The organism is Micromonospora sp. NPDC018662 (genome assembly GCF_044391475.1).
GTDB lineage: Bacteria > Actinomycetota > Actinomycetes > Mycobacteriales > Micromonosporaceae > Micromonospora.
The window spans coordinates 255,116-272,300 of the sequence record NZ_JBISAC010000005.1 but is presented as its reverse complement, the minus strand read 5'-3'; the positions used below and the strand labels follow the sequence as shown (position 1 = coordinate 272,300).

5 protein-coding genes are annotated in these 17,185 nt (G+C 69.0%); all 5 read right to left on the bottom strand.

Annotated features, from left to right (window positions below):
- Nucleotides 1-243 precede the first annotated feature (243 nt).
- The 5 genes from ACH495_RS17765 to ACH495_RS17745 all read right to left on the bottom strand — a co-directional run bounded on the left by ACH495_RS17765 (nt 244) and on the right by ACH495_RS17745 (nt 17,104).
- Nucleotides 244-855: a hypothetical protein gene (locus ACH495_RS17765; RefSeq protein WP_135243623.1), complete on the bottom strand. Its 612-nt coding sequence runs from the start codon at nt 853-855 to the stop codon at nt 244-246.
- Between the two features lie 178 nt (nt 856-1,033).
- Nucleotides 1,034-3,169, bottom strand: coding sequence for a UvrD-helicase domain-containing protein (locus tag ACH495_RS17760; RefSeq protein ID WP_135243624.1), 2,136 nt, complete (start codon nt 3,167-3,169; stop codon nt 1,034-1,036).
- Nucleotides 3,169-9,507: a DEAD/DEAH box helicase gene (locus ACH495_RS17755; protein ID WP_396858802.1), complete on the bottom strand. Its 6,339-nt coding sequence runs from the start codon at nt 9,505-9,507 to the stop codon at nt 3,169-3,171. The genes ACH495_RS17760 and ACH495_RS17755 overlap by 1 nt, the downstream gene beginning before the upstream one ends.
- Nucleotides 9,504-14,204 (bottom strand): Eco57I restriction-modification methylase domain-containing protein, encoded by a 4,701-nt coding sequence (locus ACH495_RS17750; protein WP_396858801.1) that lies wholly within the window; start codon nt 14,202-14,204, stop codon nt 9,504-9,506. The genes ACH495_RS17755 and ACH495_RS17750 overlap by 4 nt, the downstream gene beginning before the upstream one ends.
- The gene (locus tag ACH495_RS17745) at nt 14,201-17,104 is read right to left on the bottom strand and encodes a helicase-related protein (RefSeq protein WP_396858800.1); all 2,904 of its coding nucleotides are present in this window, start codon (nt 17,102-17,104) and stop codon (nt 14,201-14,203) included. The genes ACH495_RS17750 and ACH495_RS17745 overlap by 4 nt, the downstream gene beginning before the upstream one ends.
- Nucleotides 17,105-17,185 lie beyond the last annotated feature (81 nt).

The following is a 17,185-nucleotide window of genomic DNA, read 5'->3' as shown; positions in this document are numbered from 1 at the left end:
GACGCTGTCGGCCGGCCCTACGCTGTCTTCGTCAGCGCGGCGTCTGCCGGCCCGCTCTGGCTGATCCGGTTCCGCAACGTCTTGTGATGCAGACCAAGTTGTCGTACTGACGGATCATCGACTGGCGTCCAGATCCGGCGGTCGGTCTGGGGCGAGGGCGACCTGCAGGTCGCGAGGTGCGATCCTCTCTGGGAAGCCAACCCCTCGAGCGCTTCGTGACCGTGTGCCTGGTCGACGCCCCTGTCAGCTCAGCAGTGTCCGGGCACGTTGACTCGGCTTGAGGGTCGTGACTTTGAATGGACAGTTCTTGTCCGTCAACAGGGCATATGCGTCGATGGCCCGGGTGGCGGCGTCTTGAGCCTGGTCGGCAGGCTTCACGCCGCGTCCACGGTTGCGGAACAGGGCACCGTAGAAGGCGGAGCTGAACACGCCGCTCTCATGCCAGCCGATGATGGAGGAGGTGCCCACGTAGGTGACCTCGCCCTGGAGGCAGTCTCGTACCGCCTTCTGCCACGCGCCGGTGCCGGTCTTGCAGCCGTCCGCGATGATGGCGCCGGTCGAGATGCCTCTGCCCCTGCCTGCCGCGACTTCCCCGAGCTGCTCGAAGGACACGGTGAACTCGCCGTCCGTGCTGGTGAACGACGGCGTGACGCTGTGGTCGCCGTGGGCCATGACGTGTAGGACGTCGCATGACGAAGTGAACGCGGACAGCACGGTGTCGGGATCACGGGAGCGGACGAAGTCGATGTCCACGATCGGAGCTTCACAGCCGGCGTTGATGTTCTGCAGTGTCGACTGGACGAACGTCATCGCAGCATCGAACGACGAGTCCAGTCCGATGTCGAGCAAGGTCACTCTTCTCGGCCTCATTTACGACCCTCCCTGGCGCTTGCATGGTCGACATGGCCTGGAAAGGGGTATGCGTGAACGACCGTAGTGACCGGAACCCATGCCGCTTCACCGACTCGTTCAGCCTTCCGATCTCCCATATGACATCGGGCGTGGCCTTCTTCCCAGGCCTCCTACTCGGCGGTCAGCTTCGCTGCACCACTATCAGCTGGTCACGCGCCCGGGTCGCCGCGACGTAGGTCAACGACCGGGCCCGGAGCTCCGCGTCCGCGCGCTCGGCAGGATCCAGCAAGGCAAGGCGTTCCATCTCCGCCGGCGATGGTTTGCCTGCGGCCAGCAGGACCTTGGAGAACTCGGTGCCCTTGGCACGGTGCATCGTGAGTACTGGTACCCGGCCTGCCGGGGGGCGGTCACGGTCCACGGCGCGGGCATCGATGCCGGCATCGGTGAGAACGGTGACGACTCGGTCGCGGTGGTACCGGTCGGGGACCAGGACGGCGACGTTCTCGAGCGGATCTCCGGCGTCGAGCCAGGTGCGCACGTGTCGGACGACCACCGCTGCTTCTTCGGCAAGGGAGTCGACGAGTTCGATGATGGGCATCGGGCCGGTGCGGGCCGATCGGTAGCCGGTGCCTTCCGGCTCGTCCTGCAGGTCGACGTACTGGCCGCCGCCGAGGATCGTCATGGCGTAGTGCAGGTTCTGCGCCGTGGTCCGGTAGTTCAGGGTCAGCCGCTGGGAGCGACCGACGATGGCGACGCCGTACCGCCCGAGCACGACGCGGGTGCCGTAGATGCGCTGGTGGGAGTCCTCGGCGATGAACAGGTCGTCGGCGTGCTCCCCGACGATGGCACGGAGCAGGAGCCAGTGGGTGGGCGAGAGGTCCTGCCCTTCGTCAACGAGCACGTGATCGGCGGGACGCGGGTCGGTGACCGTCAGGTGCGCTGCGGCGACTGCGGCGGCCTCAGCGAAGTCGAGGCCGCCGTCGGCCCGACAGCGGGCCCGGTATGCCTCGACGAGTGCCCAGACGGCTCGGCGTTTGGCACGGTCCAGCGCGACGCCTCGACCTGGTCGGCGTACCCGTAGATAGCCGACCTCGTCGTGCACCTTGTTGGGTAGGACGACGTGCGCGTACTCCGAGGCGAGGAACGTCTCGTTGGCCAGCTCGTACGGCAGCATGGTGCCGGTCGATTCGACGACCTCCCGCCAACGATTCGGTGCGGTGCGGGCCAGCGGCATCGACCGCTCCTCGCCGAGGACCTCCCGCATCGCAGGGGCCAGGCCGCGACCAGCGGTCCGTAGCACTGCGGAGGCGAGCGCGTCCACACCCGTCACGTACACGCCGGGCTGGTCGAGGGCCTTGGCCTGTGGCACACGCGGGTCGAGCTGGCCGAGGCTGTCGCCCAAGGCGTCCGCGAGGTTGGTGGTGAAGGTGGTCAGGATGATCCGGGCGTCGGGATTGCGGCGGGCGAGTGCGCGGGCCCGATGGACGAGCACGACGGTCTTGCCGGTTCCGGCTCCGCCCGAGAGCCGGAACGGGCCACTGTACGAGCGGTCGACGTAGCGACGCTGCTCGGGGTGCAGGAAGATCCGCCAAGCACCGAAGTCGCCGCCTTCGATGACCCGCCGCAGTTCCTCCTGGTCGTCGATGAACGCGTACTGCAGCGCGGCGGCCGGATGTTTGAGTGACTGCAACACGTCGGCATCGTCGTCACCGGACGAGGAGGCCTTCTCCAACTGCATCCGTCGGACGATCGCGTCGATGTCGTCCCCTGCGGCCAGGTCGACCAGGATGGTGCCGATCCAGCCCTCGTGTCGCTGTGCGAGGTCGAGGATGCCGTCCTCGTCGGAGGCGGCCACGGCCTGGGTGACGACGTCTTCAGGGAGGCCGAGCCGCTCGACGAGTTCGCTGCGTTCGTGGCCGAGTTGGGCGAACAGCGGCTTCGTAGGCCTCGTCTTGGTCTCGTCGGGAGGCGAAGTCGGGGCTGGGGAAGGCTCGATCTCTTCGATCTGGGGTAGGCCGTTGATGGGGTTCACCCTCAGTCGCACGCGTCGTGCGATGCCGATGGCGTCGTCGTGTGGCCAGATGCCGTGGATGACGTAGTGGGTTTCACCGTCGCCGTCGAGGCGGAACATGACGGCCCGCCAGAAGTCGTCGACCCGCCCGGTGCGAACCCGTGGGTCGACGCTGTGCTGGATGGGTTCGACGTGCAGGCCCGGGGTGGCGTCGTCGACTCCGAGCTTCTGCAGGAAGGTCATCGCCTTTCCACGGACCGAGCCGTCGATCTTGCCGGCGAGCTTTCCCATGATGATGGTCGGCATCAGTGTCCTTCGTCCGTCTCGACGGCAGCGTGGGCCAGGGCAGCGACGACCTCGGCGGGCGTGGGCGCCACCAACCGCCAGCCGTGGCGGGCCAGGTCGGTGCGGTCCTCCGGCGGCATGTGGGGAAAGGCCACGGCGACGCGCAGCGTAGGCCAGCAAATGTCGAGCGGGATGCCGTCCGGGCCCTCCGCTCCGACTGTCGGTGGTGTGACGTCGTGGCTGGCCAGGGAGCTGATCAGTTCCTTCTCGTCCTGCGAGAACGCGGCCTCGTACACGTCGGCCCAGGCACCCACCGGCCGCAGCGGCTCGGCCGTGTCCGGACTGCCGGCGATCGGCTCGACGAGGCTGGACGTCGTCACGGCGGTCGGCCAGTCTCGTGGACCGAGCGCGTTCGCGAGCCGCAGCCAGGCTCGCCACGATTCGGCATGTCTCTCGTCGAGCATCTCGGACCGATCGTCGAGCACGACTGCGACCTCGACGCCGGTGGTGTGCCTCATCTCGACGACAGCTGCGAGGGAACCGCTGCGATGCAGGTGGACTCTCCGCTCGCCGACGGGCGACTCCTCACCGAGCAGAACCGCCCGGCCCACCTGGGCGAGGGTGAGGTCCGAGGCAACCTGGAGCGGTTGCGCCCCGGCGGACAGAAACATCGGCACGGCGCGTGCGGCAGCCCGCGCCGCAGCCGGGTTCGGGTCGAGAACCCAGCCGACCAGCCAGTCGACCATCCCTCGACCCAGTGCCTTGTACGCCTCCGGCGGTGCCTGGAACCCCGGTACGTTCATCAGGTTGCCGGCCAGGGCGGCATTCCACCACTGCGGCGCGGTGTGGGTGCCGGTTTCGGCAGCGGCGATGTCGGCGCTGGTGAGGGCGACCACCACCATGCCCAGGTCACGCAGGTGGGCACGCTTGGCGGCATCGTCCGCGAGTCGGTTCACCGTGGCGGTGGCGTGGTAGGCCCGGCCATCGGTGAAGACCGCGACGTCGGGCACGTTCGTGTCGTTGGCCTTGAGCAGGAAGTCCGGCCGCGAGTTGGCGACGTTCACCTGTGGCGTCAGGGTCCAGTGCCGGGGTGTGCCGGGCAGGGTGAACCGGGCGACGTTGCCGACCGGGGAGGGTGTTTCGGCGACCGCCGCGCCGCTACGGCGCAACCGGCCCAGGAACACCCGGTGGAACGCACGCTCCAGATGGGACTCCGGTTCCTCGTTCGGGGCCACCTTGGTCACCGTCCAGGTCGTGTCCTCGGCTGTGTGCACGTCGGGAGCCAACCCGAGCAGGGTGTGCAGGTGTCGTTCGGCAGAGGCCCGCGAAACCCGGCGGACGACTCCCGGCGGAGGGAACGGTAGCAGGCAGCGATGGCAGGCTAACCGCTCCTCGAGGCGGCACTCGCAGTCCCGCACCCGGTTCCAGGCAAGGACCAGCAGCTTCCTGAAGTCGTCCGGATCGGCGATGCCGGCCAGATACCCTGTGCCGCCCGGAACGGTGTCGTGCAGCAGGATCGCGTCGTGGTTGTCGCTTCCGTCGGACAACGTCGGATCGACGACCTGCTCGACCCGGATGTGGTCGGGGTGACCGCCCATCTGCTCCCGCAGGCCCAGCAGCAGCGCTGCGGACAGACTCGGTACGGCGAAGTCGTCGCCGAGGGTGACCGTATGGGGCAACCGGACCAGCAGACCCTGGGTGCGCAGGGTCCGGGACAGCGCGACGGTGCTGGTCACCTCGCTCACCGAAGTCCGGTGCGGGCACCAGGGGCGGTGCTCGTGCGGCCGGTTGCGGCCGGTGTCGGTGTCGCGTTTCCCGCAGCCGGAGCAGACCCGGAACAACGTTCCCTGCCGTTCGGCCCCGGCGATGGTACGGGTCGGACCGTGCCCGGCCGGGCCGAGATTGAGCCAGCGGATGTCGACCGAGCGAAGGAGGCTGCAACCCAGCCCGATGCCCTCGGCGAACCATCGGTCCGCCACGTCGTCCGGGTTCACGTCCACGGTGGTCACGATCTGGAAGGCGACTCGGCCTCGCTCGTCGCGGCGGTCGGAGATGGCCACCTCGTCACGGCGCAGTTCGGCGGAGACGCGGGTGAGTTCGACCACGTCGAGGCGTTGCCCGGTGTCGTGGATTCCCCGGCTGCCGCAGCGCGGGCAGGTGACCGGGACGACTTCCCTCCCGGTCAGCGCCAGATCGGCCGCGTACCCGCAATCCGGGCAGAACGCCCAGGTGCGGACCGACGCCCCGTCCAGGCCGAGATCGACAGCGTCGATCTCGATCTCCCAGCCACGGGCGTAGAAGGTGGCTCCGGGCGCGAACTCACGCAGGGCGTGTGCCGAGCCCCGCTGGAACTGCGCACTGTCATAGCGGTACTTGGCGTCGTCCGGGTTGATCCACGACAGCCCGACGTCCAGGGTGACGGTGTCGTCGAGCAGCGTGTAGTTGGGCAGTAGCCCGTACTCCTCGAGGACACCGATCCAGTAGCTGCTACGCAGATGAGCCAGCTGACCACTGGTCATCTGCCGGGTCGCCTGCGCGGACCGCAGCGCCTGCCGGTCGTCCTCGGTCACCGCAGGAGACTGCGCCCGCGCCTCGAGTTCCGGAAGAAGTTCGATGATCTTCGCTCGGCGCTGCTCGAGCACCGCGACCGTCTGCTGCCAGCGCCCGCTCGCCTCCTGCAGGTGCCGGGCGAATCCGCTGCTGCGTGGGCCGGCCTTCGGCACCAGCCAGTCTCGCAGCCCGTCCACCACCTCGTCGGGTAGGTCGGCCAGCGTCGCGACGAAGCGGGCCAGATCCTGCTCCCACGACTGCTCGGCACGCAGGACCAAGTCACCGAGGAAGGTGCCCGGCGCGCAGGACCCGATGGCCCCGGCCGCCCTGCTCGGATGCCGGCGGCCCTGGTCCCGAGCCGACGCGTCGATCAGGTAGGCCGTGAACTGACGGCGCAGGATCTCCTCGGCGGCCAGGTAGGTCGCCGGTGGTCGCACCTCGCCGTCGATCACCGACAGCGGGTCGCCGAGCTTCGGCAGGTGCTCGCCGCGACCGGTGACGAACGACAGGTCGAAAGCGTTTCCGGTGAGACGCCCAGCCCGCCCGACCCGCTGCAGATAGGAAGCCACCGTACGGGGTAGCGAGGCGAGGAACACCGCCGACAGGTCGCCGATGTCGATGCCCATCTCCAGGGTGGGCGTCGCGACCAGCACGTTCGGCGCCTGCGGGCTGGTCGCCGCATCACGGAAACCGTCCTCGTACGCCAGACGCGTCGCGTCGTCGAGCAAACTGGTGTGCTCCCGGGCGACGACCCGCCGCATGTCCGGCGAGGCGTAGAGGCGGCGGTAGAAGTTCTCGGCCGGCAGCGGCTGAGGCTGCAGGCGTCCACGGCACCGTACGTTCAGGCAAGGTGCCCCGGACAGCTGGACGACGGTGGCGACGCCGCCGGGCATGCTGCCCCGGCAGGTGTCGCAGACCAGAAGGTGCCGCCCGGAGGCCAGGTCGACCTCGTCCGTCGGGGCCACCACCACCCCGGAGGCGGGCAAGGCATAGACGGTGGCCCCGGACTGGCTGGTCGTCGTGGTCAGCACACCGTCACGGGCGAGCCGCTCGAACAGCATCCGGGCGAGCCGGCCACCGTCGAGGGGCGAGACGTCGAGCACCCGCGACGTCCAGCGGGCGTACCAGGACTGAGAGGCGGTCACCGGGTCCAGGTGGGAGTAGTTGGTCGGCCCCGGCGAGCCACCCACTTTCGGGTACGCCGGTCGCGGCCGGTCGCGGGGAAACGCCGGCATGCCGTCCCCGCGGGGCCGGCCACCCCAGATCGACCAGTCGCGCCCGTCCTCGGCGCGATAACGGTCGAACCACGGATGCTCGATCGCGCCCCGTATCCGCATCCGGTCCAGCACACCGCGCACCCACTGCACCAGGACGTCGTCGCCGACACCGGCCGACCCCAGACGCTCCTGCCAGGCGGTGCCTTCGAGGGCGGCCCGAGCCAGGCCGGCGATGCGTGCCGGAAGACCCGCCTCGACCTCGACCGCCACGGACCCGGTCAGCTCCAGCGTCCGGCCGATACGGGAGTTCAACCCGAACTCCAGGGAGGCATCCAGGGCCAGCCGCTTGCGCACCCGCGAGTGCACCGACGTCTTGACGGCCCGCTGACGCGGCGCTTGCCAGAACGGCGTGAACGACTCCCGGTCGGCGCAGTCCGGTGCCAGGACGCGGTAGCGCCGGACCGGATCGTCACCCGCCTTCGTCAGCACCTCCTCCACCAACCGATCGAGCGTCAGTGCCCCCTCCGCGACAGCCTCGTGCAACACCGAACGCATGGTCAGCGTGTGCGACCGGGCCTGCACGAAACCGGCCCGGTGGGCCGCGTCCTGCACCGAGTCGGTGAAGACCAGCGCCTTCTTCTCCTCGGAGGCCAGCTTCGGCGCACCGAAGAGGGTGGACAGCGACACCGACAGCAGGGTGGCGATGGCGCTGCCCAGGAACCGGATGCCGTCCTCCTGCCCGCACGACGGGCACGTGTCCTTGCGGCTGAGCTCGTCGGCGGCGTCCCCGACGTTCGTCAGCACCGGCAGGACCCAACCGTCACGCAGATCCGGATCGTCCACGTCGACCGTGCCTAGCAACTCCCGGCTGCGCACCGCGAACCACACCAGCCCCTCGACCGGCGACTCGTCGTCGGACTGGACGGCGGCCTCGGCCGGCGCGTACAGCAGGGGCCGGAACCGGCCCTCCCGGGCGGCATGCTGCCGACGGATGCCCTCGTCCTCCGGGGCCAGGCTGTCGCCCACCGGGGCGAGCCCGACCCCCCATCCCGACCGCCCGCAGTGCCGGCAGAAGATCGCCGGGAACGACGGGCGAGCCTCCTCGGCCTCGTCACCCGCGACCACCGGCCCGTCGTCACTCCACCGGAACCGCGCCGTGGCGGCCGCAGCCCGATCGATGCGGGTCAGCTCCCGCACCCACAGGTGCACGTCGACCGAGAGCGCACCACCACCGACGACCTTACGTACGTGCCCGAGCATCGCCAGGACCTGCGACAACGACGCCTCGGCCTGCTCCGGCTCGGCCTGCGGACCGAACACCCGCAGCGCGAGGTCACTGAGCGCGACGGCCTGACCGGCCGACCGCGCTAGCTCGATCACGAGCGGATGCGCTCGGCACAGCGCCGACAACGTCTCCGGCGCCGCACCGGCAAGCTCGTCGCTGGTTACCCCGTACAGCAGCCCGAGTACGGCGTACGCGGCCTCCGCGCCGGAGGCGTCCAGGCTCACCTCCGGTAGCGGCTGGATCCCGGCGGCGCGCAGCTCGTCGAGGCTCTTCGGTGTGAACCCCGCCGTGGCAACCGCCTCGGCCGCGCCGTCGGCCCAGTCCGCCAGGACCAACCGCGTCTCGGTGACCACCGACGTGGAGTCGAAGCGTTCCCCGAAGACGGTTTGGGCGAACTCCCGCATTACCGACGGGTCGCCCTTGTCACCGAGCGTCGCGGAGGTCGCGACCGGCGTCATCAGGCCGAGCGGCCGGGATCGGGCGGCGTCGTCGATCAGTGGATCGTCGTCATGCCAGTGGCTCTTCAGCGCCAGCCCCAGCCGGCGCAGCAGCATCGCCACGTCGGTGCCCTGCGCCCCGTCGTAGGTGTGGAACTCGTCTAACACCAGGTAGCGAAGGCTCGTCGCCGACTGCCGCCACAACTCCTGGTCCTCGGAGCGCAGCAGCAACTGGTCGAGCATCTTGTAGTTGGTCAACAGCAGGTCCGGGGCGGTGTCCCTGATCGCCCCCCGGTCCGTGATCAGCCCATCCGGGGTGACCGTGGTGCGGGTGGCGCCCTCCTGCCCGGTGTAGAGCGCGGCCGTCACGCCGGCCAGCGCCGAGTGCGTGGTGAGCAGACGGGTCAGACGCGTCGCCTGGTCGTTGGCGAGCGCGTTCATCGGGTACAGGATCAGCGCCTTCGTGCCGGTCACCCCGTCGCGACGGGCCCGGATCACATGGTCGAGGATCGGATGCAGGAACGCCTCGGTCTTGCCCGAACCCGTACCGGTGGTAACCAACGTCGGCAGCGGTCGACGCGGCTCGCCGCCGACCGCCGACGCCAGCCGGGCGAACGCCGCTGCCTGGTGGCCGTAGGGCGGGAAACCCTCGTACCACTCCAGGCTGTTCCGCCACCCCTCCGCAGCGGGCCGGAACGGCAGCCGCAGTCGCACGTAGGGGCCCTTGAACATGCCCGTGTCCGGGTCGGAGAGGAACCGGTCCAGACCGTCGCGTGCGTCGCCGTCGGTCAGCCCGAACGTCGTCGTCAGGTAGTCGACCAGACCTTGCCGAATTCGGGCCGCCTGGAAGGTGGGCAGCAGTTCGGTCACGAACGCTCCCGCAGCCGCTGTTCGAAGACGGCGTACGCCTGCCGCATGTCCGCCTCCCGGTCCAGGGTGACGAACGGCAGCTCGTAGGTGTAGGTGTAGCCGGCCTGGTTGGTCGCGGTCCGCTCCTCTGCGGTGATCCGGTCGCCCTTCCTGCGCCACACGGTGAGCACCGAATTAGGCACGAGCCGCCCGTTGACGTCGTAGAAGTAGACGTTGCGGTCGTAGCCGCGCAACACCGCGAACTGGGTCCGGTAGATCGAACAGAGCTCGTCGGCCGTCAACCCGAGCATCAACGCGACCAGCGCATCGATCTCCACGAGCGCCTGACGCCGGTCGGCGGCGATCCGCAAGGGCGTGTCGGAGGTCCACTCCGGCTCGACCTGCCCCAGCGGCTTCCGTCGCCGATGTGCGAATCCGCCCGCCCAGCCATCCAACTCGTATGAGCCAAGATACGTGCGAGACCAGAGATCCGCATAGGCCTCCGTTGCACAGTTAAGGCGCAGAATTCGGTGCGTTGCGTGGCTCGCCAAGGATGAATTCGATTCTGCGGGAAGCGCGGATATGTTGACAGGAAGAATATCCGCGCGAGGTGCGCAGCGGATCCTAAAGTCACAAACCAGGGAAGCTAGAAATGCTGACGCAAGGACCGTGGCGCGCGGGTCGTCGAGATGGGCGCCACTTCTAACCGTGAACACGTGGGCCGCGCCGGGCGGGATGATGGCGGGGATGAGAGTGCGTTCGCCCTGGTTGGCGGCCATGCGGCGCCAGGCGATGCGGTAGTGGTCGCGGGCGGGGTCGGGATGGTCCTCGTCACCCCAGTCGGTGTAGGCGCAGTCGTATTCGTACCGGTCGCCGATGGGCTGGTAGGCGGTGGCCGGGATCGCGTCGGCCGGCAACTCCTCGAAGTCCGTCACCGACCAGTCCTGATTGTTGCGCATGGTCTTGTTCGGAGTCTTGTAGAGCGGCGTCGCCACGAACAGGTGCGGCCCTTGCAGAATCACGTCGTCCCAAGACGCCGGCACCGCCCACTCCGACTCGAAGTAGCCCTTGCGTCGATCGGTTGTCTCGTTCCATCCCTGCGAGAATCGGAGCCCGAGTTCGTGCATGCGGCGTGCATGCGACAGCTTCTCCAGTACCACTGCCGTAGACCGGTTCACCGCGTACACCATCCGGGTCTGCTGGACTGGCACTTCTTCGGTTTCCATGGTGGCGTGCCAGGCGCGTAGCGTCTCGTCGGTGACGCGGGTGATCCGCGATCCGTGCGGGCGTAAGTCCCATTTTCCATCGTCGTCCTTTAGCCCTGGCTCAGGCCCGGAACCGTCGTGGACGAGTGATCGCAGCGCAGTGTCGGGGTGGTAGAGCCAACTCGCCTGGGTGAACGCCGACGCTTCCTGCCGAGATCCGTGCACCGTGATGCCGTAGTGCTTGTGGTCTTCGATTTCAAAGAGCCTGAGTTCGTTGACGAAATGCCAGTGGCGGCGTAGGCGGAGATACAGCTCGGAGCGGAGAACGCCCGCCTTCTCGTCCGTGAAGTGCGAGTTCAGGTGGATCATGCCGATCGTGCCGAGCTTCGAGCTGTGCCGCCACATCACCTCCATGAAGCAGCGATAGAGGTCGGGCCGCAGCCCGACGAGATGCGGATACTGCGGCTTTGCGCTGACGGAAGATCCGACGCAGGCCGTGTCCGCGATACCGTCGATGACGAACTCCGTCATGCCAGGCAAGGCAAGCGTGCCGGTGCGCTTCGCGGCGACCTGCGCCTGGGTTGGCCTGAGCGCGAGCTGCCACCACGGGTCCCCCTCGGCCAGTAGTGCTGCGACATCGACATCCGGTCGAACCCATGGGGGGTTACCGACTTGGAGGTCGAAGCCGCCACCGGCGAAGACCGTTGCGAAGTCCAGGTTCCAGTGGAAGAAGCCCTGTCGTTGGGCGATCCGCTCGCAGACCACCAGCCATGGGTGCTTCTGGAGCACCTCGCCGATGGATTCCGCGCTGGCGAAACCGATCTCCAGAGACTCGGCTTCGTCCAACTCGGCCCAGCTCATGCCCGCGCCGAAGCGCAGCTCGACCGGCTTGCGCTTGTGCACGTCCGGGTTGCGACCGAGTAGCGCCTGCAGGCCGGTGATCCATTGTGCGGCCGTGGGCGGCTCGATCACCTCGCCGTTCACGGTGGCGAGCGAGTCGGTGAGGGGCCAGAACCACAACGCGGTCCAGGCGTCCATCGATCGTCGTAGCCGACGGTAGGCACCATTCTGGTCGGCGAGCGCCGTCTCGATCTGCTCGCGAGTCACTGCTCCACCGGCGGGCAGCTCACCCGCTCCCCACACCGGGATCGACCGGCGGATCTGCTCCTCGGCGATGGTCAGCCGCCGGTACGCGATCTGCCACAGGGTTTCGACCCGGTGGGCGAGTTCGGTGTACGCGTCGACCTGGGTCTTCGTGGGCTTGTTCCGCGTGCCGGTTCGCCACCTCCTGAGCTTCTTTGCGGCGTCCGGGGCCAAGGCGGCGGCCTCTCTCGCGTCGGCGGCCGAGCCCCAGCCGTCGGCGGGCAGCAGGAAGTGGTGGATGCCGTCGGTGGCAATCCGTCCAGCGTCGATGTCCTCGACCAGCGAGGTCAGCGGCACCTCCTGCGGTACGGCTCCCAGCCAGGACTTGTCGGCGACCTGGCTGCGGCGGTAGACGGCGCGGCGAGCACCGATCAGCGAGTTGCCTCGGCGCAGGTGCAGGCCGAACCATGGCGCGGACAGGCCCTCGACCATGGTGTCCAGCCATAGCGAGATCTCGGCCAGCTCGACGGCCGTGTCGTTGAGGTCGACGCCGTAAACGTTGTGCAGCGCGAGGTACGCCTTGACCTCCTGCAAGCGCTTCGGGTGCTCGTCCGGGTCGATACGCTGGTCGAGTTCCTTCTGCCGGCGCTTGAGGTAATGATCGGCGAGCTGGCGGACCGCTTCGATTGCGAATGCGCCCGAGCCCAGCGCCGGCTCGCAGATCGTCATGCTCAAGATCTGCTCGGCTGGAGTCTCGTCGGTAAGCAGTTCCTCCAGGGCCTGCCCGACGGTGAAGCGGGTCAGCACCTCGGGGGTGTAGTAGGAGGCCGACTGCTGGCGTTCCCGCCCGGCGAGGCGGAACACGAACGAACCCTGCTGGTGCACCACCGGGCGGGACTCGCCGGTCACCGGGTCGGTGGTCTTCACGAAGTCGGTGGCGGCGATGCCGTCGGCCCGCTCGACCGGGATGACCCACGATCCCTTCGAACCGTCGCCGTTCTTGGCCACCTCGTACAGGTCGGTGTCGGCGAAGAAGCCGGTGTAGGACATCAGGCCCTCGTAGACCGCGCCGAGCTGGTTGATGCCAAGCTCGGCGTACGAGATGAAGCCTCGGTCCTTGCCGCGCTGCTCCTTGCTGAGCAGCAGGTGGGCCAGCACCTGCTGGACGGCGACGTTGCCCAAGCCGACCTCGTCGATGTGGGCGATGGCTTCGGGACGGAACAGGTCGGCGCGCAGCGGGTTGAAGGTCAGGCCCGGGATGCTCGTCGCATCATCGTCGTCGCCGGAGGCGGCTGACGGGTGGCCCTTGTCGACGAGGCGGAACAGGACTCCCAGCGACTCGTAGAGGTGCGTGCCAGTACGAGCCCGGGGGGTGGCCAGTTCGACCTGCACGAGTTCGCGGAGCCGGTCGAGGCTGTAGCCCTGGTCGTACTCGGGGGCACCGACCGGCAGCACGCCCAGCTCGGGAGAGGCTTCGGCGTAGAGCAGGAACAGGATGCGGTAGAGGAATCGCAGCGACTGCCGGGCCAGCCGCTGGGCCTCGGATTTCGGCAGTGGCGGCAGCTCCTTGGTGCAGCGCCGGGCCACTACCTCGTTGGCGACGATCTCGATGGAAAGGCGTACGCCCTCGCGTAGGTCCTGGGAGACACCGACGGTGTGCTTGACCGACGCCTCCAGCACACCGTGCCACCACAGCTTGCCATCGGCGTCTGGGGCGATCGACTCGGCGCACAGGCAGGCCAGCGCCCGGTCGACCTCGCCGCCCTTCTTGGTGTCGTTGCGCTCGCAGACCAGTTGAATGTCGACGGCGAGATAGCGGCCTTCGGCCCAGCGTTCGCGTTCGGCGAGCAGCGCCCACCGACCGGCCAGGACCAGCGCCAGTTCCGGGGCATCGTCGGCGACGAAGAGGGCGGACAGCAAACGGGCGACGCTCTTGACGTCCTCGCCGTCCTCGGTCAGCCGGACCGGTTCGTCGAGCGTCACCGCGTCGCGGGCGAGCAGTTCCTCGACGGTGGCGACGGGCGGAGCCGCGAGGACGACCAGCGGCGCGGGTCCGGTCACGCCGACCGAGGAAACACGGGTGACCGGACCGGTTTCGATGGTGACGAACCCGGGCGCGTCGAGTCCGAGGACGGTGCGCATTGTCGTGGCGACCCGGGCGGGTGCGCCGTGGGCCGTCCGGCTGCCCACTTGCTCAGTGGCGGCGGCCGGGTCGAGCAACTCGGACAGGGTTGCCAGGTCGCTTTCCAACTCCTTGCGGGCGGCGAGGAACCGGGACCGTGGTGTCGGGCGCTTCTCCGCGCCCTCGGCGTCCCACGCGGTGCGGCGTTCCAGGACCTTGGCGCGGAACGATTCTCTCGTGGCCTCGGTGGTGAAGTAGTGCTCGGAGATCCAGCCTTCGCCGACGAGGATCGCGTCCGACCCGCTCACTCGTTCTCGCCTTCCGTGTCGGGCACGACCACCAGCAGCGGGCGTACCAGTTGTCGGGACGGTGCCATCGATTCGGCCAGTTCGCGTTCCTCGTCGATGCGGGCCCGGCTGGCTTGTACGTCGCTGCGCCGGATCAGGACGTCCGCTCCCTCGTCCCACGCGTCGAGCTTGCGGCGCCAGGTCTCGACCCGTTGCTCGGCGTCGCGGCTGGCCGCCTCGAAGACGTTCTTCTCCAGGTAGGCCGCAGCCTGGTGCACCGCAGGCGCGACCAGAGGTTCGAGGCTGTCGATCGAGGGCACGGGGCCGGGGTTGGCTCGCGGTGTGGTCCAGCCCAGCTCCTGCAACGCGGTACGGACCGACTCGTGCGGCGTCACCAGGACGAACGACGGGTCCTCCGGGGCAGGGAACTGCGCGGTCAGCCACGCCGTGGAGACCACCTGTCCCCGCTTGTTCGTCAGCGTGCCGAGCAGCAGCACCGTCGGGGTCTCCACGGTGCCGCGCACGGCGAACACCTCGTTGCGGCCGAGGGCGGCCAGGGCCCGGTCGGCGGCCCAGTCGAGGACCGGGTGCAGTGGGCTCAGGTAGTGCGCGTCGGGCCAGGTCGTACCACTGCGGTCGCGAAGGGCTCCGGCGAGTCGTTCCCGGCCTCGGGCCATGGTCGTGGCGAGCACCAGGCGTTCGGTGACCTTGCGGTCGGCGAGATAGCTCTGCGGCAGCACGTCGAGGCGTTGCACCAGGTCGGTCGGGGGGACGAGTTCGGCGGTGCCGAACGCCTCGTCGCGGCGCCAGCCGACACCGCCTCGGGCCGGCGGCGCGGTGGGGTCGACGAACGCCTCCCGCAGGGCCTCCTCCAGGTACGAGACCTCGTCGTCGTAGAGGCCCGAGCCGGCGTCGCCGGGCTCCACCGTGGCATCCGGGGCCACGGCCTCGTCGGTCGTCTGCCCGGGGGCGTCGAAGAGTTGAGCGAACAGCGCGGCGAGGTCGTTGCCGGCGGCGACCTCGGCGACCGGTCGGATCACGTCGTCGAGCGGCTTGGTGCCGGCGAGCACCGAACGGATCTCGTTCTCCTCGCCCTTGACGTCGTACTGCCCCATCAGCGAGGCGACGTCACCCAAGGCCGTGTGCGCCTCGTTCTCCTTCTCGATCAGCTTGGCGAGCACGCGGACGTCTCCGGCGAACCTTGCGCTGGCCGGGTCGAGAAGCAGGGCGGTGATGCGGGGCGGGTGCTTCTGGCCGTAGCGGTCGATGCGGCCGTTGCGCTGCTCGATCCGGATCAGGCTCCACGGGATGTCGTAGTGGATCAGCTGGTGGCACTGGGCGTGCAGGTTGACGCCCTCGGAGGCGACGTCACCGGTCACCAGCACGCGTACGGCCGCCTGCTCCTGCTTGAAGCGCTCGACGACGTTCTGCTGCTCGGCGTCGGTGAGGCCACCGTGCATCAACTCGACGGCATTCGCCGGCAGGCCGAGGTCCTTCGGCAGGCTGCGGTGCAGCCAGCGCAGCGTCTCCAGGCGCTCCGCGAAGACCACCGCCCGGGTGGGGGAGCCGGGACCGACACCGATCTCCTCCAGGTACGCCACCAGCCGGGTGTACTTGGCCGACGGCTCCCGCATGGTCCGCTCGTTGAGCTGCCGGAGATGGCGTAGCGCCCGAAGTTCGGTCTCCGCCCGGTCGGGTGACACCTTCTCGTCCTTGGTGACCCGATCGATGCGGCCCTCGATCGTCTCCTGGAGCGCTGCCGGTGAGGACAGGAACGCCTTCGCGAGCGTCCAGGGGAAGAACGCTGCGCGCGGCCCCGAGTACGGGCTTCCGCCCTCGCCGGGCCACAGCCAGGTGTGCTCGAGTTCGTCGGCGACCGCGTTCTCGGCCGGGGTAGCCGGCACCAGGACGTTGTTCGGCTCCTGCCGCTCCGCCCAGTCGGCGCCGACGGCGTTTGCGACCTCGGGGCTGTGCCGGTGGCGACGGACGACGAGCCGGCGAACCTCCTCCCGGTCGAGGACCCCGCTCGGTGGCACGGCGGACGGGTCGAGCAGACGCACCAGTTCGGCGAAGGACTCCGCCTTGCCGTTGTGCGGGGTGGCCGAAGCCAGGATCAGGGCTTCGGCGTTGCGGGCGAGTAGACGAGCGAGCCGATTGTTGAGAGTCGCGGCGTTCGACAGGTTGTGCGACTCGTCGATGACCACCGCGTCCCACCGCTGTCTACGCAGGCTGGCCACGTATCGGTCGGACTTGAGCGTGTCGATCGAGATGATCGCCCGGCGGTAGTAGGTGAACGGGTTGCGGGTCGCCGGTAGTTTCTGTCGAACCCGCTGGATGCCTGCGGTGTCGAGTCGTACGAACGGCAGGGCGAACCGGGTCCACAGCTCGTGCTGCATCTGTTCGAGCACGTGGCGTGGGGTCACCACGAGGATGCGGTCGCCGCGGCCGCGGCGTACCAGCTCGGAGAGCATCATGCCGATCTCGAGGGTCTTGCCGAGGCCGACGGCGTCGGCGAGCAGGATCCGGGGCCGTAGGTTCGCCGGGTCCAACGCCTTGCGTACCGCCGACTGCTGGTAGCTCAACGCGTCCGCCAGCCCTCTTGTCGCCGCCGTCAGCGAGCGTTCGCCGAGGGGCACGGCTGTCTTCCGGAGCGTCGATTCCAGCCAGAGGCGCGCGGTGCGGTATCGAGGGCTGGCGTCGGCCACCACCCGGGCCCGAGCGGGGTCCGACACGACCACCCGGTCCAGCCGGGTGTAGAACGAGGCGGTGGTGTCGCGGACGAGTTCGCCGAGCCCCTGGACGTGGACCAGGGTGCCGTCGGCTGTCTCCTCGGCCGCGCGGACGAGCCATTCCTCGTCGCGGACCACCACGACCGATCCTGGTGCGAACGAACCGTGGACGTCAGGCTTGGTTGCCGGCACAGGCGCATGCTCCGTCTTCGAAACCGTACGAAAACGACACCGAACAAGTCTCGGGTCGTTACCCGGCGAAAGCCTAGCCGT

What these genes read in the sequence shown, in the direction of transcription:
- ACH495_RS17760 (WP_135243624.1), bottom strand. Translation starts at nt 3,169, where the DNA reads ATGCCGACCATCATCATGGGAAAGCTCGCCGGCAAGATCGACGGCTCG.